Origin of the sequence: Bradyrhizobium sp. 199 (genome assembly GCF_023073355.1) — a bacterium.
GTDB lineage: Bacteria > Pseudomonadota > Alphaproteobacteria > Rhizobiales > Xanthobacteraceae > Bradyrhizobium.
This window is the reverse complement of the sequence record NZ_JADPJI010000002.1, coordinates 1,032,228-1,051,120: the sequence shown is the minus strand read 5'-3', so window position 1 is coordinate 1,051,120 and position 18,893 is coordinate 1,032,228. Positions and strand designations below refer to the sequence as shown.

At 65.5% G+C, this 18,893-nt stretch carries 21 protein-coding genes and 1 tRNA gene; 9 read left to right on the top strand and 13 right to left on the bottom strand.

Going from position 1 to position 18,893, the window contains the following annotated elements; translation table 11 throughout:
• Positions 1-90 precede the first annotated feature (90 nt).
• The 7 genes from IVB28_RS05045 to mnmA form a co-directional block, all read right to left on the bottom strand.
• Positions 91-378: a DUF2934 domain-containing protein gene (locus IVB28_RS05045; RefSeq protein ID WP_247524939.1), complete on the bottom strand. Its 288-nt coding sequence runs from the start codon at positions 376-378 to the stop codon at positions 91-93.
• Positions 379-579: 201 nt separating this feature from the next.
• On the bottom strand, positions 580-765 hold the full coding sequence (locus IVB28_RS05040; protein WP_247524938.1) for a hypothetical protein: 186 nt from the start codon (positions 763-765) through the stop codon (positions 580-582).
• Positions 762-923, bottom strand: coding sequence for a DUF2934 domain-containing protein (locus tag IVB28_RS05035; RefSeq protein ID WP_247524937.1), 162 nt, complete (start codon positions 921-923; stop codon positions 762-764). The genes IVB28_RS05040 and IVB28_RS05035 overlap by 4 nt, the downstream gene beginning before the upstream one ends.
• A gap of 222 nt (positions 924-1,145) precedes the next feature.
• Positions 1,146-1,222 (bottom strand) — tRNA-Met (locus IVB28_RS05030).
• Between the two features lie 293 nt (positions 1,223-1,515).
• Complete coding sequence (locus IVB28_RS05025) at positions 1,516-1,872, bottom strand: hypothetical protein (protein WP_247524936.1); 357 nt, start codon at positions 1,870-1,872, stop codon at positions 1,516-1,518.
• A 46-nt stretch (positions 1,873-1,918) separates the two neighbouring features.
• The gene (locus IVB28_RS05020; protein WP_247524935.1) at positions 1,919-2,557 is read right to left on the bottom strand and encodes a class I SAM-dependent methyltransferase; all 639 of its coding nucleotides are present in this window, start codon (positions 2,555-2,557) and stop codon (positions 1,919-1,921) included.
• 211 nt (positions 2,558-2,768) lie between these two features.
• The gene (gene mnmA / locus IVB28_RS05015; RefSeq protein ID WP_247524934.1) at positions 2,769-3,950 is read right to left on the bottom strand and encodes a tRNA 2-thiouridine(34) synthase MnmA; all 1,182 of its coding nucleotides are present in this window, start codon (positions 3,948-3,950) and stop codon (positions 2,769-2,771) included.
• Positions 3,951-4,328: 378 nt separating this feature from the next.
• Between mnmA and IVB28_RS05010 the strand changes: the two genes are divergently transcribed.
• The 9 genes from IVB28_RS05010 to IVB28_RS04970 all read left to right on the top strand — a co-directional run bounded on the left by IVB28_RS05010 (position 4,329) and on the right by IVB28_RS04970 (position 14,088).
• A complete protein-coding gene (locus tag IVB28_RS05010) occupies positions 4,329-5,942 on the top strand; it encodes a flagellar hook-length control protein FliK (protein ID WP_346730708.1) in 1,614 nt (537 codons plus the stop codon).
• Positions 5,943-5,951: 9 nt separating this feature from the next.
• Entirely contained in the window at positions 5,952-6,659 is a 708-nt protein-coding gene (locus tag IVB28_RS05005; protein WP_247524932.1) for a flagellar hook capping FlgD N-terminal domain-containing protein, read from the top strand.
• Positions 6,660-7,040: 381 nt separating this feature from the next.
• On the top strand, positions 7,041-7,316 hold the full coding sequence (locus tag IVB28_RS05000; RefSeq protein ID WP_002714638.1) for a DUF1153 domain-containing protein: 276 nt from the start codon (positions 7,041-7,043) through the stop codon (positions 7,314-7,316).
• A 192-nt stretch (positions 7,317-7,508) separates the two neighbouring features.
• Positions 7,509-9,119 carry a flagellar basal-body MS-ring/collar protein FliF gene (gene fliF / locus IVB28_RS04995; RefSeq protein ID WP_247524931.1) on the top strand — a complete coding sequence of 537 codons (1,611 nt, stop codon included), beginning with the start codon at positions 7,509-7,511 and terminating at the stop codon, positions 9,117-9,119.
• A gap of 18 nt (positions 9,120-9,137) precedes the next feature.
• A complete protein-coding gene (fliG, locus tag IVB28_RS04990; protein ID WP_247524930.1) occupies positions 9,138-10,235 on the top strand; it encodes a flagellar motor switch protein FliG in 1,098 nt (365 codons plus the stop codon).
• Positions 10,235-10,858 carry a FliH/SctL family protein gene (locus IVB28_RS04985; RefSeq protein ID WP_247524929.1) on the top strand — a complete coding sequence of 208 codons (624 nt, stop codon included), beginning with the start codon at positions 10,235-10,237 and terminating at the stop codon, positions 10,856-10,858. The genes fliG and IVB28_RS04985 overlap by 1 nt, the downstream gene beginning before the upstream one ends.
• A 3-nt stretch (positions 10,859-10,861) precedes the next feature.
• A complete protein-coding gene (gene fliN, locus IVB28_RS04980) occupies positions 10,862-11,212 on the top strand; it encodes a flagellar motor switch protein FliN (protein WP_247524928.1) in 351 nt (116 codons plus the stop codon).
• Between the two features lie 58 nt (positions 11,213-11,270).
• Positions 11,271-12,656, top strand: a complete 1,386-nt coding sequence (locus IVB28_RS04975; RefSeq protein WP_247524927.1) for a sigma-54 dependent transcriptional regulator — start codon at positions 11,271-11,273, stop codon at positions 12,654-12,656.
• Between the two features lie 283 nt (positions 12,657-12,939).
• Positions 12,940-14,088 (top strand): M20 family metallopeptidase, encoded by a 1,149-nt coding sequence (locus IVB28_RS04970; RefSeq protein WP_247524926.1) that lies wholly within the window; start codon positions 12,940-12,942, stop codon positions 14,086-14,088.
• A 112-nt stretch (positions 14,089-14,200) separates the two neighbouring features.
• Here IVB28_RS04970 and IVB28_RS04965 read toward each other — a convergent pair whose 3' ends face one another.
• The 6 genes from IVB28_RS04965 to IVB28_RS04940 form a co-directional block, all read right to left on the bottom strand.
• Positions 14,201-14,359: a hypothetical protein gene (locus IVB28_RS04965; protein ID WP_164718287.1), complete on the bottom strand. Its 159-nt coding sequence runs from the start codon at positions 14,357-14,359 to the stop codon at positions 14,201-14,203.
• Positions 14,360-14,456: 97 nt separating this feature from the next.
• Positions 14,457-15,038 (bottom strand): flavin reductase family protein, encoded by a 582-nt coding sequence (locus tag IVB28_RS04960; RefSeq protein WP_247524925.1) that lies wholly within the window; start codon positions 15,036-15,038, stop codon positions 14,457-14,459.
• A 33-nt stretch (positions 15,039-15,071) separates the two neighbouring features.
• On the bottom strand, positions 15,072-15,908 hold the full coding sequence (locus IVB28_RS04955) for an ATP-binding cassette domain-containing protein (RefSeq protein ID WP_247524924.1): 837 nt from the start codon (positions 15,906-15,908) through the stop codon (positions 15,072-15,074).
• Positions 15,909-15,928: 20 nt separating this feature from the next.
• Positions 15,929-16,735 carry an aliphatic sulfonate ABC transporter permease SsuC gene (ssuC, locus tag IVB28_RS04950; protein ID WP_247524923.1) on the bottom strand — a complete coding sequence of 269 codons (807 nt, stop codon included), beginning with the start codon at positions 16,733-16,735 and terminating at the stop codon, positions 15,929-15,931.
• The gene (gene ssuD / locus IVB28_RS04945) at positions 16,732-17,898 is read right to left on the bottom strand and encodes an FMNH2-dependent alkanesulfonate monooxygenase (RefSeq protein ID WP_247524922.1); all 1,167 of its coding nucleotides are present in this window, start codon (positions 17,896-17,898) and stop codon (positions 16,732-16,734) included. Before ssuD ends, ssuC begins: the two co-directional genes overlap by 4 nt.
• A gap of 8 nt (positions 17,899-17,906) precedes the next feature.
• Positions 17,907-18,860, bottom strand: a complete 954-nt coding sequence (locus tag IVB28_RS04940; RefSeq protein ID WP_247524921.1) for a sulfonate ABC transporter substrate-binding protein — start codon at positions 18,858-18,860, stop codon at positions 17,907-17,909.
• Between the last annotated feature and the right edge of the window lie 33 nt (positions 18,861-18,893).

Genomic DNA, 18,893 nt, shown 5'->3' with positions numbered 1-18,893 from the left:
GGGTGAAGAACCCGGCGGCTTTTTTCTTGATTGCACGCGGCACTGGGACGTGGATCGCCCAGGCAAGACGACGTCTTGCAAGGCTCGCTTCTATCGTTTCGAGGACACATCGGGCGACTTCCGATCCTCGCGTTCGTCCTCGAGCTGCCGTTCCGCTTCGAGCCAGAAGTCCAGTTCGCGGCCGGCTGGCCGGCCGGCCTGCTCCCAGAGATCATACGCACGCGCGCGCACCTGGCCGCGCCGCATCATGCGACGGAGCTTTCGCCTCAGGTCCTCAGCAAAGCTTCGGAAGCGCTGTCCCGTGGTTTCGTCCCTGACGAGCGCGGCCGCTCGCGTTGCGAGTTCGATCTGGTGCTCGATCTTTTTCTGCTCGTCCACCGCCGACACTGCCGTGGCATAAGGATTGTTTTCAGAGCCCGTACTGGTCAGACAATGAATTCCTTCCGGGGATGGTCTGTTCCCTCGACAGCAGCGCGTAGGATGGGAAGCGAAGCGACACCCATCAAGTCCGGGCGACGTAGAGGCATGATCGGTTTCGCAAGGGCTCTACCCATCCAACGCACCATCGCATCGGCGCCGCTAGTGCCACGTCGTGTCGGCTTCGACGATCACCACGCGCGTCTCGGGATCTTCGGTCGTGTTGCAGGTGCAAGGCATGCCCTCACCGCAGCGGCAGCCCCCGAGCTTTTCGCTCCAGACCCGGAGCGGATGGTTTTCGCAGACCCAACCCAGACCCTGGCAGAATGGGCAATTCTTGTCGGTCACAACGTATCCGGCGTCCGCAACGTGTTCGACTTGTCCTCGTTGCGCAGTTCCTGCTCGGCGGCGTGCCAAAATTCGTGCTCGCGGCCTTCGGGCTTGCCGGCTTGCTCCCACAAGCGGTGCGCGCGTTCTCTAATCTCTTGCTCGGTCGGCTCGGACAATTGCATCTCCTGCTTGTGAAGCGCGGCCCCACCCTGGGGGGTATGGGGGGCTTGGAGGCGGGGCCGCGCAGGCCAGCGATCGGCGGCTAGGCTGGCCCACCGATTCAAGCTTTGATCATGCGCGGGAGTTCCTAGTCCCGGATGCGCCAAGCGACGACGCGACGGACAACGTGCTCCGTGCGGCTTGGCGTGCCTGACATATCGGACGTGAGGAGATTGAAATGGTAGCGGGAGAGGGACTCGAACCCCCGACCCCAGGATTATGATTCCCGTGCTCTAACCAGCTGAGCTACCCCGCCACAGGGCCGCGAACCGCCTGAAACGGCCTATCTCGCGAACGCGCGGCATATAAAGAAGGGGGCGGCGGGAAGTCAAGCAAAGCGGTCCGCCTTTTCCGCCTTCCCCAATGCTATGGCGGGACAAGCCGCCTTGTGAATACGGCCTCTTTTTCAATGAGTTCATCAGCCGGGCTTGTCCCGGCCATCCACGGCCTTCGCTGCAACCTCAAGAACTGGATGCCCGGGACATCTGGCACGACGACGCGCTTCGCGCTTCTGCCCGGATATGTCGATGTCTGCGGCGAGACAAGGTCCTATTTCGGCCGCACGGTCGGATCGCCGCCGGGGCTGCCCGGAGGCGGGATCACCGGGGTGTTGCCGCCGGTGTCGGGGGCCGGGGCGTGCATCTCGGGGTCGACGCCGGAGGGCGGGCAGAGCACGCCGTCGGACTTTGCCAATTTGTCGCCGAGCGGTTCCCGGGACTGGCCGGTGGTGGTGCCATCGGCCTGGCGGTTCGGCCGGTCCTGCGGGGTGCAGTTCGCGGCATGTTGCGGGGATGGCGGCGCGGTCTGTTGCGGCGGCGTCGCCGGGGCGGGCGGGGCCTGCGCGATCGCGCTGCCCGAAGCGGCGATCAGGAGGCCAGCCAGAACGATGTTTGATGTCGTGCGCATGGGAGGGAAACGCGCACCTCGCGCGCCTCGTTCCCTGCCCCCATGATCACGATTTGCGATAGCGGATCAGCGAAAAGTGCCCCATCGGCGGCATCGGGCGGCGCTCAGCCAGCGTGATGCCGCCGTGTCTCGCGGCCCAGCCCTCAAGGCGGGCCCAGGGGAATTCCGGGCGCCAGCCGAGGCGGCGGGCGATGGGCGCGAAGGCGAGCTCGAACAGTTTTCGCGCACCCGTCTCCGCGCCGATGTGGTTGACGAGGATCAGCTCGCCCCCCGGCTTGAGCACGCGCACGAATTCGTCGAGCGTGCCTTCGGGATCGGGCACGGCCGTGATGACATATTGCGCCACCACCGCGTCGAAGAAGTTTTCCGGGAAGGCGAGGTTTTTCGCGTCCATCACCGAGAGTACCTCGACATTGGAGAGGCGAAGCGTGCGCACGCGGGCCTGCGCCTTGCGCAGCATCGGCTCGGAAATGTCGACGCCGCAGATCTTCGTGGTGCGCGCATAGTCCGACAGAGAAAGCCCGGTGCCGACGCCGACGTCGAGGATGCGGCCGCCGATGCGGTCGGCCTCGGCGATGGTCGACTGCCGGCCGGCGTCGAACACCTTGCCGAACACGAGATCATAGATCGGCGCCCAGCGGCCATAGGCCTTCTCGACCCCGGCCCGCGAGATGTCTGCTGCCATGCCCCCTGCCCTTACTTCACCTCTCCCCAACGGGGAGAGGTCGGATTGCGACGGCGATGCGAAGCATCGTCCCAGAGCAATCCGGGTGAGGGGCCGCAGCTATCGGTGAGACCGTAAGCCCTCACCCGGATCGCATCTCGCGATGTGATCCGACCTCTCTCTACGGGAGAGGTGAACCCAGCCCAATCACCTGTGCCTGATCTCGTCATCCTCAGCCGCGCACGGCTTCCGCGAGCGGCCTTGCCGTGTCGCTCGCGACCTTCGCGGCGGCGCTTTGAATAAAGCCGCCGCCGAGCACGCGCGCCTGCCCTGAGGGCGCGTCGTAGAACACGCAGGCCTGGCCGGGCGAGACGCCCTCTTCGCCGGCGACGAGCTCGACCTCGTAATGGCCATTGCCGCCGCGCAGCCAGGCCGGCTGCGGGCTGCGGGTCGAGCGCACGCGCACGAACAGCTCGAGGCCGCCGCCGATGGCGCGATCGATGTCACCGTCGCCGATCCAGTTGACGTCCCGCAAGGAGATGCGGTGCATCTTCAAGGCATCGCGCGGGCCGACGACGACGCGGCGGTTAGCTGCCTCCAGCCGCACCACGAACAGCGGCGCGTGAGCTGCGATGCCGAGGCCGCGGCGCTGGCCGATGGTGAAATTGGCGATGCCGTTGTGCCGGCCGAGCACGCGCCCGTCGAGATCGACGATGTCGCCGGGGTCCATCGCGTTCGGCCGCAGACGCGTGATGATGTCGGTGTAGCGGCCTGTCGGCACGAAGCAGATGTCCTGGCTGTCGTGCTTGTCGGCGACGCTGAGGCCGTAGCGCCGCGCCAGCTCGCGCGTCTCCGGCTTGGTCATGTCGCCGAGCGGGAAGCGCAGGAAGTCGAGCTGCTGGCGCGTGGTCGCGAACAGGAAATAGCTCTGGTCGCGATCGGCGTCGGCCGCGCATACCAGCGCGCGCGAACCGTTGTCGAGACGGCGCGAGGCGACGTAATGGCCGGTGGCGAGTGCGGTCGCGCCGAGCTCGCGCGCGGTCTTCAGGAGATCGCGAAACTTGACCGAGCGGTTGCACTCGATGCACGGCACCGGCGTTTCACCAAGCGCATAGCTGTCGGCGAAATTGTCGATGACGGATTCGCGGAAGCGATCCTCGTAGTCGAGCACGTAATGAGGAATGCCGAGTTTGGCCGCGACGTCGCGCGCGTCGTGGATGTCCTGGCCGGCGCAGCAGGCGCCCTTGCGATGGGTCGCCGCGCCATGGTCGTAGAGCTGCAGCGTGATGCCGACGACATCGTAGCCTTCCGCCTTCAAGAGCGCGGCCGTCGTCGAGGAATCGACGCCGCCCGACATGGCGACAACGACCCTGGTGTCCTTAGGACGGCCTTCGAGATCCAGACTGTTGAGCATGGGCCTTAAGGGTTGTGGCGGCGGCGTGCGGCGATCCGCGATTTCATGCTTCTCGCGGGACATCGGCGATCCCCGGGAACTTCAGTTCCCGAAAGGCACGGCTGCCCCGTCGAAAGCGGCTGAGAGTAACCTCTTTAATATAGGCGGCATTCCGGTGAAGCAATCACAGGGGCGGCCGCTTAGGGCAATTCTTGCCGGGGAGGCAGAAATGGCGGGGTCGCCGCGGGCCCGGCGGCGTCGGCGCCAATTCTTCAAGCCGTTGATTATGCTGTATTAATGTTCGAAAAGCGACGCTGGCCCGCTCCTTGCTACTCTTATGCCGAAGATGTTTCCGAGGGGTCGCCTGTGGTCGGTCGTACGTCAGATGTCGTAGCAAGCGTGCAGATTTCGAGCACGCCGCCAAAGCCTGCCCGATCGCAGAGCACCAAAGAGCCCTCCTCGAACGACGCCTTCGGGTCGCTGGTCGACAGCAACACCCAGGCGATCAGCACCAATGCGGCCGCGCAGGCCCAGGATAGCGCGCCGCGGCGCAGCGCTTCGTCCTCGTCCTCCGCGGACCAGGGCCCGCGCGACACCTCCTCCACGGACCCCTCCTCGCAGAGCAAGGCGAGCGACGACACCGACACGTCCGAGCCCACCAGGAACGACAAGACGAGCGATACCACCACCGATCCGGCCAAGGACGCCGGCAAGGCCGAAGACAAGGTCAAGGACAAGTCCGAGACATCCGACGCCAAATCGGCTGAGACGTCCGATGAGACCAAGGGCGACACGACCGAGGCCACCGATGGGCTCGCCGCCGCCGATGCCGCGGCGACCGTGCCGACCGACGCCGTGCAGGTCGCGTTGTTCGATCCCAACGCGATCGTCGTGGCCGCGCCGGTCGTCCCGGCCGATCCGAACGCGACCGCGAAGCAGGCCGCCACCTCCTCGCCGCTGACGATCGCCGCCGCCGGCATTGCCGCCAGTGCCTCGATCGCGGCCCAGATCGCGAGCCCCAAGACCGACACCGCCACTCCGGGCGACAAGAGCGCCAAGATCGTCAAGACCGCCGGCGCCAAGGTCGATGCCGACATCTCGGCGACGCTGGCCGATGCTGCGACCGGGGCAACCGACGCAGCCGCGACCGAGGTCGAGCCGACCGCCGGACTGATCCCCGTCAATCCCGGCACGCCGAAGACCTCGTTCCAGGCCGTCGCCGCCGCGCAAGGACAGGCCGACGTCTCCAATATCGGCCAGGACACCGGCAAGGCGGACGCCGTCACCACGCCGGCGGCGCCGGTCGCTGCGACCGCCAACGCCGCCGCACATCCGCAAAGCGCGCAGCCGCAGGCAGATGGCAGCCAGGCCGAGGCGAAGCCCGGCGCCGCGGAGCGTACGCCCGACGCGATCCCGGCCGCACCGGTCGCCCAAGCCAATGCCAATACCAATGCGCAGGCTGCTTTCAACGCCCCCGATCCCAGCGCGCAGGCTACCTCCACCATGCAGGCGCCGCTGACCAATACGACCTCGACCGCCTCCGCATCGACGGCGACGCTGACCGCGACCGCGGCCACCGCGACGGCGGTGCCGATCAACGGCATTCCGGTCGAGATCGCGGCCGCCATCCGCTCCGGCAGGTCCCGCTTCGACATCAGCCTCGATCCGGCCGAGCTCGGCCGCATCGACGTCCGCATCAATGTCGACCGCCACGGCAACGTCACCTCGCATCTCACCGTGGAGAAGCCGGAGACGCTGCAGATGCTGCGCCAGGACGCGCCGCAATTGCAGCGCGCGCTCGACGATGCCGGCCTCAAGTCCGGCAGCAACGGGCTGTCCTTCAGCCTGCGCGACCAGAATTCATCGGGCCAGAACTCCGGCCAGAACGACGACAATGGCGGCAATGCCCGCCGGCTGATCATCAGCGAGGACGACACCGTTGCTGCCGCACCCGTCGGGCGCGGCTACGGCCGCATGTACGGGCCGAGCAGCGGCGTCGACATCAGAGTGTAGGAGTTCGACATGACCACCACGACTGGCGCCACGGCCCCTTCCGTCGTCTCCGGGACGACCGATCTCCCGAAATCCTCCTCGTCGAACTCGCTGGGCTCGACCACGGGATCGACGCTCGCCGGCAACTTCCAGACCTTCCTGACGCTGCTGACGACGCAGCTGCAGAACCAGAACCCGCTGGATCCGCTCGACACCAACCAGTTCACCCAGCAGCTGGTGCAGTTCGCCGGCGTCGAGCAGCAGCTCAAGACCAACGATGCGCTGTCCCAGCTCGTCACCCTGCAGCAGACCACGCAGGCGACCCAGGCGCTGGGCTTCGTCGGCAAGACCGCCCTGGTCGACGGCTCGACCGCGACCATGGCGAAGTCGTCGGCGACTTGGCATCTGAACGTGCCCAGCGACTCCACGGTCGACATCACCATCGCCAATGCCAGCGGCCAGACCGTGTTCACCGGCAAATACACCGCCGGCGCCGGCACCGACATTCCCTTCACCTGGAACGGCCTGGGCAATGACGGCACGCAATGGCCCGACGGCAAGTACACGATCTCGGCCACGGGCAAGGATGTCGCGAACAACAATGTCGGCATCGCCGCGCAGGTGCAGGGCGTGGTGTCGTCGGTCGACCTGACCCAGTCGCCGCCGCTGCTCACCATCGACGGCGCCAGCTACACCCTGAGCCAGGTGAAGAGCATCATCGCCACCAGCAGCAATTGATCGGGAAACCTGCGGCAACAGATTCAGTGTCATCCCCGCGAACGCGGGGATCCATAACCCCAAAAGGAAATTTGACGAAGATTGGTGGTTTAGCAGTCATTCTTGGTACTGCGACCTGCGTCCATCGATAGATTCACGCAGTATGCGCCCCGGCGTTCGCCGGGACGACAATTGTGGGCCTTGCGACACCGCTTACAGGCTCCATTCGCTAGTAAAGTATTTACGAAGTCCCCCTCGACCGGCCTGGATGCCGGCCGAGACGAGCGCGTTCCAGCCATTTTCAACGAGAATTGTATTGAAGCCTTAGGCTTAGCGGATTTTTAAGCCGCCGGGCGTAGGGTTACGGCGTGAGTTCAGTGGTTGAGAGTTTGTGAGTACGCCATGACAGAACCCCATCGCCCGAGGGTAAAATACGTCATCGGGCCGGACGGTAGTCCGTTGACGATCGCGGATCTGCCAGCACCCGGCACCAAACGCTGGGTTATCCGCCGCAAGGCCGAAGTCGTCGCCGCTGTCCGTGGTGGACTTCTTTCGCTCGAGGAGGCCTGCAGCCGTTACACCCTGACGGTCGACGAATTCCTCTCCTGGCAGTTTTCCATCGACCAGCATGGTCTGGCGGGGCTTCGCACCACCCGTATCCAGCAATATCGCCAGTAGGCAATCCGGAAATCTGCGGCTTTTGACAAAAATCGGCCTCGCCCTGCGAGGCCGATTTTTTTCATATCGCTCTTTCGCGCTACTTTTGTCCGACCTCTTAACCTTCGTTAACCATATCGAAACCATCCCCTAGGCAATAATTGCCCAGTCGGCCTTTCCGGTGAAAGCGGCCGAATCTGTTGGGGCGGTTGCTTGCAAGGTCTTGCGGACTTCTTGAAGAGTATCGGCGCCGCCCGGTTCGGGGCGATGATCGCGGTCACCGCCGCGCTCGTCGGCTTTTTCGCGTTCGTCATCATGCGCGTCACCACGCCGCAGATGACGACGCTGTTCACCGATCTCACCGTCGAGGACTCCTCCGGCATCATCAAGGACCTGGAACGCCAGGGCATCCAGTTCGAGATCCGCAATGAGGGCTCCATCATCATGGTGCCCAAGGACAAGGTCACGCGGCTGCGGATGAAGCTCGCCGAGGGCGGCCTGCCCAAGGGCGGCGGCGTCGGCTACGAGGTGTTCGACAAGTCGGATGCGCTCGGCACCACCTCTTTCGTCCAGAACATCAATCACCTTCGCGCGCTGGAAGGCGAACTCGCCCGCACCATCCGCGCCATCGACCGCATCCAGGCCGCCCGCGTCCATCTGGTGCTGCCCGAGCGCCCGCTGTTTGCGCGCGAGGCGCCGGAGCCGTCGGCCTCGATCGTGGTCCGCGTCCGCGGCGCGCTGGAAGCCCAGCAGATCCGCGCCATCCGCCATCTCGTCGCCTCCGCCGTCAACGGCCTGAAGCCGCAGCGGGTCTCGATCGTCGACGAGGCCGGCCAGCTGCTCGCCGACGGTGCGGCGGCCGATCCGGAGCAGGCGGTCGGCGAGGAGCGCCGCATCTCGTTCGAGAAGCGGATCCGCAAGCAGGTCGAGGACATCGTCTCCTCCGTGGTCGGCTCGGGCCGCGCCCGCGTGCAGCTCTCCGCCGATTTCGACTTCAACAAGGTGACCCAGACCTCCGACAAGTACGATCCCGAAGGCCGGGTGCTGCGCTCGAGCCAGACCCGCGAAGAGCAGAGCATGACCGCCGACAACAACGGCCAGGTCACCGTCAACAACGAGCTGCCCGGCAACCAGCAGAACAACGGCGTCGCGGCCAAGGACCAAAGCAAGAAGACCGAAGAGACCAACAATTACGAGATTTCCCGCACCACCAAGACCGAGGTGACCGAGGCCGGCCGGGTCAACCGCATCTCGGTCGCGGTGCTGGTCGACGGCATCTATTCCAAGAACGACAAGGGCGAGCTGGCCTATCAGGACCGCACCAAGGAGCAGCTCGATCGCATCTCCGCGCTGGTCCGCTCGGCGATCGGCTTCGACCAGAAGCGCGGCGACCAGGTCGAGGTGGTCAATCTGCGCTTTGCCGATGCGCCCTCCACCGCCCCGATCAGCGAACCTGGCGGCTTCCTCGGCATGCTCCAGTTCACCAAGGACGACGTCATGTACTTCGTCGAGCTGGGCGTGATGATGCTGCTCGGCCTGATCGTGCTGTTCCTGGTGATCCGCCCGCTGGTCAAGCGCATCCTCGCCTCCGACGAGGTCGCCGCCGCCATCTCCGGCGTCCTCACCGGCCCGGCTGCTTCCGAAGAGGCCGCGCCGGCCGCCCAGCCGCTCCTGCCGAGCGGCGCCGCCAGCGCGATCGACGTCGCCACCATCCAGGGCCAGGTCCACGCCCAGTCCGTTCATCGCGTCGGCGAGCTCGCCGAGCGCAACCCCAACGAAACCGTCGCCATCGTCCGCCAATGGCTGAGCGAATCCGCAAAATAGTACGAGAAGTGATCTGACATGGCCGCCGCCTTGCAAAACGCCAACAGCAACGACATCACCAGCGTGATCTCCACGCTCGGTCAACGTGCCAACACCCGGGCAAAGGATGGCAAGCCGGCCGAACAATTGGCCGGACCGAAGCGCGCCGCCATCCTGATGCTCGCGCTCGGCGAGCAATATGGCGGCAAGATCTGGGGCCTGCTCGACGACGACGAGGTGCGACAGCTTTCGCTGGAAATGTCGACGCTCGGCACCGTCGAGGTCGACACCGTGGAGGACATGCTGCTCGAATTCGTCTCGCGCATGTCGGCCTCCGGTGCCCTGATGGGCAATTTCGACGCCACCGAGCGGCTGTTGCAGCAATACCTGCCGCCGGAGCGCGTCAATGGCATCATGGACGAGATCCGCGGCCCTGCCGGGCGCAACATGTGGGAGAAACTCTCCAACGTGCAGGAAGAGGTCCTCGCCAACTACCTCAAGAACGAATATCCGCAAACCATCGCGGTGGTGCTGTCGAAGCTGAAGCCCGAGCACGCCGCGCGCGTGCTCGGCATCTTCCCCGAGGAGCTCGCGCTCGACGTCGTCAACCGCATGCTGAAGATGGAAGCGGTACAGAAAGAGGTGATCGAGAGCGTGGAGAAGACGCTGCGCACCGAATTCATGTCCAATCTGTCCCAGACCCGCCGCCGCGATGCCCACGAGGTGATGGCTGAAATCTTCAACAATTTCGACCGCCAGACGGAAACCCGCTTCATCACCTCGCTGGAAGAGGACAACCGCGAATCGGCCGAGCGCATCAAGGCGCTGATGTTCACCTTCGACGACCTCGTGAAGCTCGATTCCGGATCGGCCCAGACCTTGATGCGCAACGTCGACAAGGACAAGCTCGGCGTCGCACTCAAGAGCGCTAACGAGGACGTCCGCAACTTCTTCTTCGGCAACATGTCCTCGCGCGCGGCCAAGATGCTCCAGGACGACATGGCAGCGATGGGCCCCGTGCGCCTGCGCGACGTCGACGAGGCCCAGGCGCTTCTGGTCAACCTCGCCAAGGACCTCGCCGCCAAGGGCGAGATCATGCTGACCAAGAACCGCGCCGACGACGAACTGGTGTATTGATGGCCGCTCCGGCGAAATTCCTGTTCGATACCGACTTCGCGGCGCCCGAGCGGGCGACGCGCGAGAAGGCCGCGACCGCCGCCGAGATCGCCCAGAAGATCGCGGAAGCCGAAGCGCGCGCCTATCAGGAAGGCTTTGCCGCCGGCCAGCACGAAGCCAAGGCCGAGAGCGACCGCCGCGTCGCGCTCGCCATCGAAGAAATCAACATCGGCATCCGCGGCATCGCGGCCGGTATCGGCAACATCGAATCCAAGATGGAAACCGAGGCGGTCGACGTCGCGGTGGCGGTCGCGCGCAAACTGTGCGCCGACCTCGTCGCCGCCGAGCCGCTCGGCGAGATCGTCGCGCTGGTCAAGGACTGCTTCTCGCATCTGGTCGCGACGCCGCATCTCGTCGTCCGCATCAACGATGCGCTCTACGAGGCCGCCCGCGAAAAGATCGAGCGGCTGGCCAAGCAGAGCGGCTTCGAGGGGCGGCTGGTGATCCTGGCCGAGCCGGAGATTGCCACCGGCGACTGCCGGATCGAATGGGCCGATGGCGGCGTCGTGCTGGAGCGCGGCGCCATCGCGGCCAAGATCGACGAAATGGTCGGACGCTATGTCGCGTCCCGCAGGGGGAGTTAACCCATGAGCGACACCGACGGACAGGTCCCGCTGCCCGATCTCAACGGCCCGATGCCGCCTGCCGGCACGGACATCGGCTACAACGAGGACGAATATGCGGCGCGCGCCGCCGCCGACCTCGAGGCCGTGTTCGACGTGCCGGTCCAGGTCTCGGCGGTGCTCGGCCGCTCCAAAATGGATGTCAGTGAGCTCCTGAAGCTCGGGCCCGGCACCGTGCTCGAGCTCGACCGCCGCGTGGGCGAGGCCATCGACATCTACGTCAACAACAAGCTGGTCGCCCGCGGCGAAGTCGTCCTGGTCGAGGACAAGCTCGGCGTGACCATGACGGAAATCATCAAGACCGAACGCACGTAATAATTACGCGAACAGGGAATGACGCGCGGCAGCGCGACCAGACGGACAGGAGACTGACATGCGGCTTCTCATCGTTGGCACACTGAAGGGCCAGCTCACCACCGCCACCAAGATCGCGATGGACAACGGCGCCACCGTGACCCATGCCGAGGATCACGAGCAGGCGATGCGCGTGCTGCGCGGCGGAAAGGGCGCCGACCTCCTGCTGGTCGACGTCGCCCTCGACATCCGCGACCTCGTGATGCGGCTCGAAGCCGAGCACATCCATGCCCCGATCGTCGCCTGCGGCATCACCAACGACGCCCGCGCGGCAGTCGCCGCGATCCATGCCGGCGCCAAGGAATACATCCCGCTGCCGCCCGACCCCGAGCTGATCGCCGCGGTGCTCGCTGCCGTCGCCAATGATTCCCGCGAGCTGGTCTATCGCGACGAGGCGATGGCGAAGGTGATCAAGCTGGCGCAGCAGATCGCGGGCTCCGACGCCTCAGTGATGATCACCGGCGAGTCCGGCACCGGCAAGGAGGTGCTGGCCCGCTACGTCCACACCCGCTCGGCGCGCGCCAAGCGTCCCTTCATCTCGATCAACTGCGCCGCGATCCCTGAGCATCTCCTGGAATCCGAATTGTTCGGCCACGAGAAGGGCGCCTTCACCGGTGCAATCGCGCGCCGCATCGGCAAGTTCGAGGAGGCGACCGGCGGCACGCTGCTGCTCGACGAAATCTCGGAAATGGACGTCCGCCTGCAATCGAAGCTGCTGCGCGCGATCCAGGAGCGTGTGATCGACCGCGTCGGCGGCACCAAGCCCGTGCCGGTCGACATCCGCATCATCGCGACCTCGAACCGTAACCTCGTCGAGGCCGTGCGCGAAGGCACGTTCCGCGAGGACCTCCTGTTCCGCCTCAACGTCGTGAACCTCAAGATCCCGCCGCTGCGCGAGCGGCCCGCCGACATTCTGGAGCTCGCCCAGCATTTCGTGAAGAAATATGCCGAGGCCAACGGCGTGCCGATGCGCCCTGTTTCGGCGGAAGCGCGCCGCGTTCTCTCGGCCAACCGCTGGCAGGGCAACGTTCGCGAGCTCGAAAACACCATGCACCGCGCGGTGCTGATGGCGCAGGGCGACGAGATCGGGGCCGACGCGATCATCACGCCGGACGGCGACCGCCTCGACCTCGCCAAGACGGCTCCGGCGGTGGCGCATGCCACCATGGCTGCCGAGCAGGTGACGCGCGCACTGGTGGGACGCACCGTCGCCGATGTCGAGCGCGACCTGATCCTGGAGACGCTGAAGCATTGCCTCGGCAATCGCACCCATGCCGCCAACATCCTGGGGATTTCGATCCGCACGCTGCGCAACAAGCTCAACGAATATTCCGACGGCGGCATCCCGATCCCGCCGGCGGGCACGCCGGGTGAGTATCCGCGGATGCCGATGGTCGGAGTGTAAAGGCTTCTGACATTATTGAGGATGCGATGCCCGGGCCGGTCCCGGGCATTTTCCTTGCGGGTAGTGCTAAAGGCGAAGGCCGAGCCGCTAAGCCGGCTGACTTTTTGAACCCGGTAGCCCGCATGAGCGCAGCGATATGCGGGCAGCGCCGCATTGTGGCTGCGGATATCGCTGCGCTCTTTTCCGGGCTACGGGCCGAACACATGGCGGCACCGCATTCTCCGACTAGGTCGTGCCCGCGCGAGGCCCTATAACCCCGCGCGACAACCACGCAAGGGACCACATGTCTGAAGCTCAAATCACGGACTGGCTGGCGGCACAGCGGCAGGCGATGATCGATCTGCTCCGCGATGTCGTGAACATCGATTCCGGCTCCTACGACAAGGAAGGCGTCGATACGGTCGGGGCGCGGTTCGAGCGGCATTTTGCCGAGCACGGCATTCCGTTCCGGCGCGAGAGCCACGACGCCTTCGGCGACGCGATCCATGCCGAGGTGGCAAAGCCCGGCAGCAACGAAAGGCCGGTGCTGTTGATGGGGCATCGTGACACCGTGTTCGGCAAGGGCGAGGCCGGTCGCCGTCCGTTCACCATTAGGGATGGCCGCGCCTATGGCCCTGGTGTCGCCGACATGAAATCCGGTCTCGTCATGAACGTGTTCGTCGCAACCGCCTTCCACAAGTTCGGCGGCAACCCGCATCCGATCAAGCTGCTGATCACCTCGGACGAGGAGATCGGCTCGCCCTCCTCCCGGCCTGTGATCGAGCGCGAAGGCCGCGCCGCCCGCGCCGTGTTCAATTCCGAGCCGGGCCGCCCCACCGGCAACGTCGTGACGGGGCGCAAGGGCGGCATTTTCATGCATTTGGCGATCACCGGCAAAGCCGCGCATTCGGGCGCCAATTTCGCCGCGGGCGTCAGCGCGATCGGCGAGCTCGCGCACAAGATCGTCCAGATCCACGCGCTCACCGATCTCGACAAGGGCATTACGCTGAATGTCGGTCTCGTCTCGGGCGGGCAGTCCGTCAACACCACGGCGCCCTCCGCCGAAGGCCAGATCGACCTGCGTTATGTCGATCCGACGGATCGCGCGAGGGTGATGGAAGCGATCGAGACGATCGTCGCGACATCTTACGTGCCGGGCACGAGCGCAACGCTGACGATCAAGGGCGAGTTCGTGCCGGTGGTGCAGAGCGCGGAGTCGAAAGCACTGTTCGAAAGCTACCAGACGGCTGCAAGGCAGGCCGGCCTCACCACGCTCCAGGGCGAGTTCTCCGGTGGCTGCGCCGATTCCGGCTTCACCGCCGCCGTGGGCACGCCGACCATCTGCGGCCTCGGTCCCGTCGGCGGGCTCGCGCACACACCGGAGGAATATCTCGAACTCGACAGCATCGTGCCGCGCGCGCAGACGCTGGCGCTGGCGATTTTGAGGGGGTAACCACAGGTGCCCTAGGGGCAAAGCGAAGCATGCCCACCACAGCGGTCATTGCCGAAGATGGTGGGCACGGCGCAAGTGCGCTTTTGCCCACCCGACGAGACCGCCCGAGACGTCACGAATAACTCGGTGCGTCGGGCTTGCGGAAGATGTGGATGGGGTCGCCGGGAATGATCACGGGCTGACCTGAGAACATCGCGTAGGCATAGAGCGCGAGATAGGCGATCGCGAGCGCGCCGACGGCGTAGAAGGCGAAGGTCGCGATGCGCTTCATCGATCCGCTCCATGGCCGCCCCGAACGGGAAGGCTCAGGGCGCTTCTAGAGCGATGACGGGGAAAAGGCCAGCCTCTGCGCCCGCTTCGGGCGGCGATCAGACGCCGCGCCGGCCGCGCGCGGGAAGGCTGACATCGGCGAGCCTGGCCGCGTCCTCATCCTGGTCGACCGCGACATACTGGCCGTGCCAATAGGCCAGCGCAGCGGTGCGGGTCGAACTCTTGATGTCTCTGACACGACCGATGACGATGCCGTGCGAGTGGCGTTCGACGATCTCCTCGACTTCGCAATCGAAGGCCGACAGCGCGCCGACCAGGAGCGGCACACCCGAGACCGCCGTTACCCATTTGGCACCCGCGAAACGATCAGCACCTTTCAGCCCGCCCTTGCCAGCAAAGCGCTCGGCGATTTCAAGCTGATCGGCATTGAGCATGTTCACGCCGAAAGCACCGTAGCGGCGGATCAGCGGAAAGGACGAGGCGTCGCGATTGATGCTGACCAGCAGCGTCGGCGGCTCGACCGACAGCGAGGTCACCGAGGTCACCGTCATGCCGGTGATGTCCTTGCCCCGCCCGGCGGTGATGACGCTGACGCCGCCGGTGAGATGGCGCATGGCGCCGCGGAAATCGGCGGGCGAGACGGGGATTTCAGTCATGAGATCGCGGGGCACTACATTCATGGCGTTGCTCCCCCAGGACGGGGTTCCCTGTATTTAGGTACGATCGTCCGCCGACAACAGGTGGCTCAGGATCGAGCCTTCGAGGCCGGCAAGCTCGGCCGAACCGCGCTGCCGCGGCCTGCCTGCGTTAACCGTGACGTCGTGGGCGATGCGGCCGTCCTCGATGACGAGCACGCGATCCGCCAACGCGACCGCTTCGGAGACATCGTGGGTAACGAGGATCGCGGTAAAGCCCTGGTCGCGCCAGACGCGCTCCAGCAGGCGCTGCATCGAGATCCGGGTCAGTGCGTCCAGCGCGCCCAGCGGCTCGTCGAAGGCGAGCACACGCGGACGGGAGACCAGCGCACGTCCGAGCGCGACGCGCTGCTTCTGGCCGCCGGACAACACCGACGGCCACTGGTCGCGCTTGTCGGCGAGCCCCACCTCGATCAGCGCCTTCTCGGCGCGTGCATGCGCATCAGCCGAGGCGCGATCGCGACCAAGACCAACCTCGACATTCGCCAGTACGCGCGCCCAGGGCAAGAGCCGCGGCTCCTGGAACATCACGCGGATGTCCTCGGGCTGGATATCCTGCCCGAAGCTGATGCTGCCGGCGTCGATCCTGTCCAGGCCGGCGATGAGGCGGAGCAGCGTGCTCTTGCCGCAACCGCTCTTGCCGACGATGGCCACGAACTGGCCCGCCGGGATGTGCAGGTCGATGCCGCGCAGCACCTCATTGTCGCCGAAGGATTTGCGCAAGCCGCGGATGCTGAGCGGCAGGCCGGTGGTTTGCGCTGCCCGCTCCTCGCGCACCACGCGGGCGTGAGGCGCGAAATTGGCGCGACTGGTGAACTCGGTTTCCGGAAGGGAGCTACGAACGGCTGTCTGCATGGGATTCCCAGTATTTCTGCTCAACGTTTCTGAAAGGCGGGGTGCCAGGAGAGCGTCAAACGCTCCAGCACGCGGGAGGCGCTGTCGGCAAGCTTGCCGAGCAGGGCGTAGATCAGGATCGAGAGCACGACGACGTCGATCAGCATGAATTCGCGCGCCTGCATCGCCATGTAGCCAAGCCCTGAGGATGCCGCGATGGTCTCGGCGACAATCAGGGTCAGCCACATGATGCCGAGCGCGAAGCGGATGCCGACGAAGATCGAGGGCAGCGCGCCCGGGAAGATCACGCGGCGGAACAGTTCGCCGTCTCTCATGCCGTAGATGCGGCCCATCTCGATCAACTGCGGATCGACGGTACGAATACCGTGCAGCGTGTTGAGATAGATCGGGAAGAACACCCCAAGCGCCACCAAAAACAGCTTTGCACTCTCGTCGATGCCGAACCACAGAATGACCAGCGGGATCAGCGCCAGATGCGGCACGTTGCGCACCATCTGCAGCGTGGTGTCCGTGAGCTTGGCCGAGAGCTGCGACAGGCCGTTGGCGAGGCCGAAGGCGAAGCCGATGCTGCCGCCGATCAGAAAGCCGATCGATGCCCGCCAGAACGAGACCCAGATGTTGCGAACGAGCTCGCCGGAGAGCAGCAGCTTCCAGCCGGCGAGCAGGACGTCGCTCGGCGCCGGCAGCACGCGGGTCGGCACGAAACCGGTGACGCTCGCGACCTGCCAGATCGCTATGATGGCCAGCGGCACGATCCACTGGATCAGGCCGTCGACCCGCGGCAGGCGAACGCGGCGCGGAAGCGGGATGCTGTCGATCAGGCTCATGACTGTGACACCCGGTGCTGAGGACGGAAATCGCTGCCGACCGTCTCGCCGAACGGACCGCCGTTGAAATGCAGCTTGGTCACGTTGCTCGGTTGCTCCAGCGCGAGCAGCGGGAACACCAGCTCGGCGAAGCGATAGGCTTCCTCGAGATGCGGATAGCCGGACATGATGAAGGTATCGATACCGATCTCCTGATACTCCCTGATGCGCGCCGCGACCGTCTCGGCATCGCCGACCAGCGCCGTGCCGGCGCCGCCGCGCACGAGACCGACGCCGGCCCACAGGTTCGGGGCAATCTCGAGCTTGTCGCGCTTGCCGCCATGCAGCTGCGCCATGCGCTGCTGGCCGACGGAGTCCATGCGGGCAAAGTTCTTCTGCGCGAGCGCAATGGTGTCGTCACTGACATGCTTGATCAGCTCGTTCGCCGCGCGCCAGGCCGCTTCATTGCTCTCGCGGACGATCACATGAAGGCGAATGCCGAAGGAGAGTTTTCTGCCGCGCTGGCTGGCTGCCTCCCTCACCTTCGCGATCTTCTCGGCCACCAGCGCCGGCGGCTCGCCCCAGGTGAGATAGTTGTCGACGGTGTCGACCGCGACGTCGATACCGGCATCGGACGAGCCGCCGAAATACAATGGAGGCCGCGGCGATTGCACCGGCGGGAACAAGAGCTTGCCGCCCTCGACATGGATGTGCTTGCCTTCGACGTCGACGGTCTTGCCGGCGAGCAGGTCGCTATAGACGCCCAGGAACTCGCGGGTGACCTCGTAACGCTCGTCATGGGACAGGAAGATGCCGTCGCCCTTGTTCTCGACGGGATCGCCGCCGGTGACGACGTTGACGAGGAGCCGACCGTTCGTGATGCGGTCGAGCGTCGCCGTCATGCGCGCGGCCACGCTCGGCGATTGCAGGCCAGGCCTGACAGCCACGAGGTAGCGCAGCCGCTCGGTAAACGGTGCGACCGAGGATGCGACGATCCAGGAATCCTCGCAAGATCGTCCGGTCGGCAGCAGCACGCCGAAATAGCCGAGCTGGTCGGCAGCCTGCGCGATCTGGCGCAGATAGTTGAAGTTGACCTCGCGGCCGCCGATGCCGGTGCCGAGATAGCGGCCGTCGCCGTGGGTCGGCAGGAACCAAAGGATGTTAGGGTTGCTTGGCTTGGTCATGACTTTGCTCACGATCCTGACTTCCGCGCGACGTCGGAGATCTTGATGGATTTGGGAATCAGGCCCAGCGCGAAGAACGCGTCGGCAACCTGCTGCTGGTCGGCGATGACGGCATCGGTGATCGGCTTGATGCCGTAGGACTGCCGCCTCAAGGCCACCTCGACCACGGGGACCGGCAATCCGATCGACGGCGCCAGCTGTTCAGCCACCGCATGGATGTCGCCCTTGGCCCAATCGTCGACCGCGCTCAGCTCGGCGAGCACGGCGTCAACCACTGCCGGGTTGGCATCGAGAAACTTCTTCGAGGAGAAATAGAACTGGTAGTTCGCGACGATGCCGCTGCCGTCGGCCAGCGTGCGCGCGCCGGTGGCGGCTTCGGCCGCGGCCTGGAACGGATCCCAGATCACCCAGGCGTCGACCGCGCCGCGCTCGAAGGCGGCGCGGGCATCGGCGGGAGCCAGGAACACCGGCTCGATGTCCGAATATTTTACGCCGGCCTTCTCCAGCGCCTTGACCAGGAGGTAGTGGACGTTGGAGCCCTTGTTGAGCGCGACCTTCTTACCCCTGAGGTCCGCGACTGATTTGAGCGGACTGTCCTTCGGCACCAGGATCGCCTCGCCCTTCGGGGCCGGCGGCTCATAGGCGACATACTGGATCGGCGCGCCGGCGGCCTGCGCGAAGATCGGAGGGGCTTCGCCGGTGTTGCCGAAATCGATGGCGCCGACATTGAGCGCCTCGAGCAACGGCGGACCTGACGGGAATTCGGTCCACACCACCTTGTAGCCATCGGCCGCGAGCTTCGGCTCCAGCGTGCCCTTGCTCTTGAGCAGCACCAGCTTGCCGTATTTCTGGTAGCCGATGCGGACCACCTTGTCCTGACCATAGGAGGTGCCGACCGCCGCGGCGACGATGCCGATCGACAGCACGATGGCTGCGATCAGACGCTGAATGATACGCCTCATGTTCAAACCCTTGTGGATGGGAAGAGTGGTGGG

Excerpts from the sequence above, each read along its gene's own strand:
- IVB28_RS04970 (WP_247524926.1), top strand. The coding sequence starts at position 12,940 with ATGTCTGAAGCTCAAATCACGGACTGGCTGGCGGCACAGCGGCAGGCG.
- IVB28_RS04960 (WP_247524925.1), bottom strand. The coding sequence starts at position 15,038 with ATGAATGTAGTGCCCCGCGATCTCATGACTGAAATCCCCGTCTCGCCC.
- IVB28_RS05000 (WP_002714638.1), top strand. The coding sequence starts at position 7,041 with ATGACAGAACCCCATCGCCCGAGGGTAAAATACGTCATCGGGCCGGAC.
- IVB28_RS05025 (WP_247524936.1), bottom strand. The coding sequence starts at position 1,872 with ATGCGCACGACATCAAACATCGTTCTGGCTGGCCTCCTGATCGCCGCT.
- ssuC (WP_247524923.1), bottom strand. The coding sequence starts at position 16,735 with ATGAGCCTGATCGACAGCATCCCGCTTCCGCGCCGCGTTCGCCTGCCG.
- IVB28_RS05020 (WP_247524935.1), bottom strand. The coding sequence starts at position 2,557 with ATGGCAGCAGACATCTCGCGGGCCGGGGTCGAGAAGGCCTATGGCCGC.
- IVB28_RS05005 (WP_247524932.1), top strand. The coding sequence starts at position 5,952 with ATGACCACCACGACTGGCGCCACGGCCCCTTCCGTCGTCTCCGGGACG.
- IVB28_RS04940 (WP_247524921.1), bottom strand. The coding sequence starts at position 18,860 with ATGAGGCGTATCATTCAGCGTCTGATCGCAGCCATCGTGCTGTCGATC.
- IVB28_RS04985 (WP_247524929.1), top strand. The coding sequence starts at position 10,235 with ATGGCCGCTCCGGCGAAATTCCTGTTCGATACCGACTTCGCGGCGCCC.
- ssuD (WP_247524922.1), bottom strand. The coding sequence starts at position 17,898 with ATGACCAAGCCAAGCAACCCTAACATCCTTTGGTTCCTGCCGACCCAC.
- IVB28_RS04965 (WP_164718287.1), bottom strand. The coding sequence starts at position 14,359 with ATGAAGCGCATCGCGACCTTCGCCTTCTACGCCGTCGGCGCGCTCGCG.
- mnmA (WP_247524934.1), bottom strand. The coding sequence starts at position 3,950 with ATGCTCAACAGTCTGGATCTCGAAGGCCGTCCTAAGGACACCAGGGTC.
- IVB28_RS04955 (WP_247524924.1), bottom strand. The coding sequence starts at position 15,908 with ATGCAGACAGCCGTTCGTAGCTCCCTTCCGGAAACCGAGTTCACCAGT.
- IVB28_RS04975 (WP_247524927.1), top strand. The coding sequence starts at position 11,271 with ATGCGGCTTCTCATCGTTGGCACACTGAAGGGCCAGCTCACCACCGCC.
- fliG (WP_247524930.1), top strand. The coding sequence starts at position 9,138 with ATGGCCGCCGCCTTGCAAAACGCCAACAGCAACGACATCACCAGCGTG.
- fliN (WP_247524928.1), top strand. The coding sequence starts at position 10,862 with ATGAGCGACACCGACGGACAGGTCCCGCTGCCCGATCTCAACGGCCCG.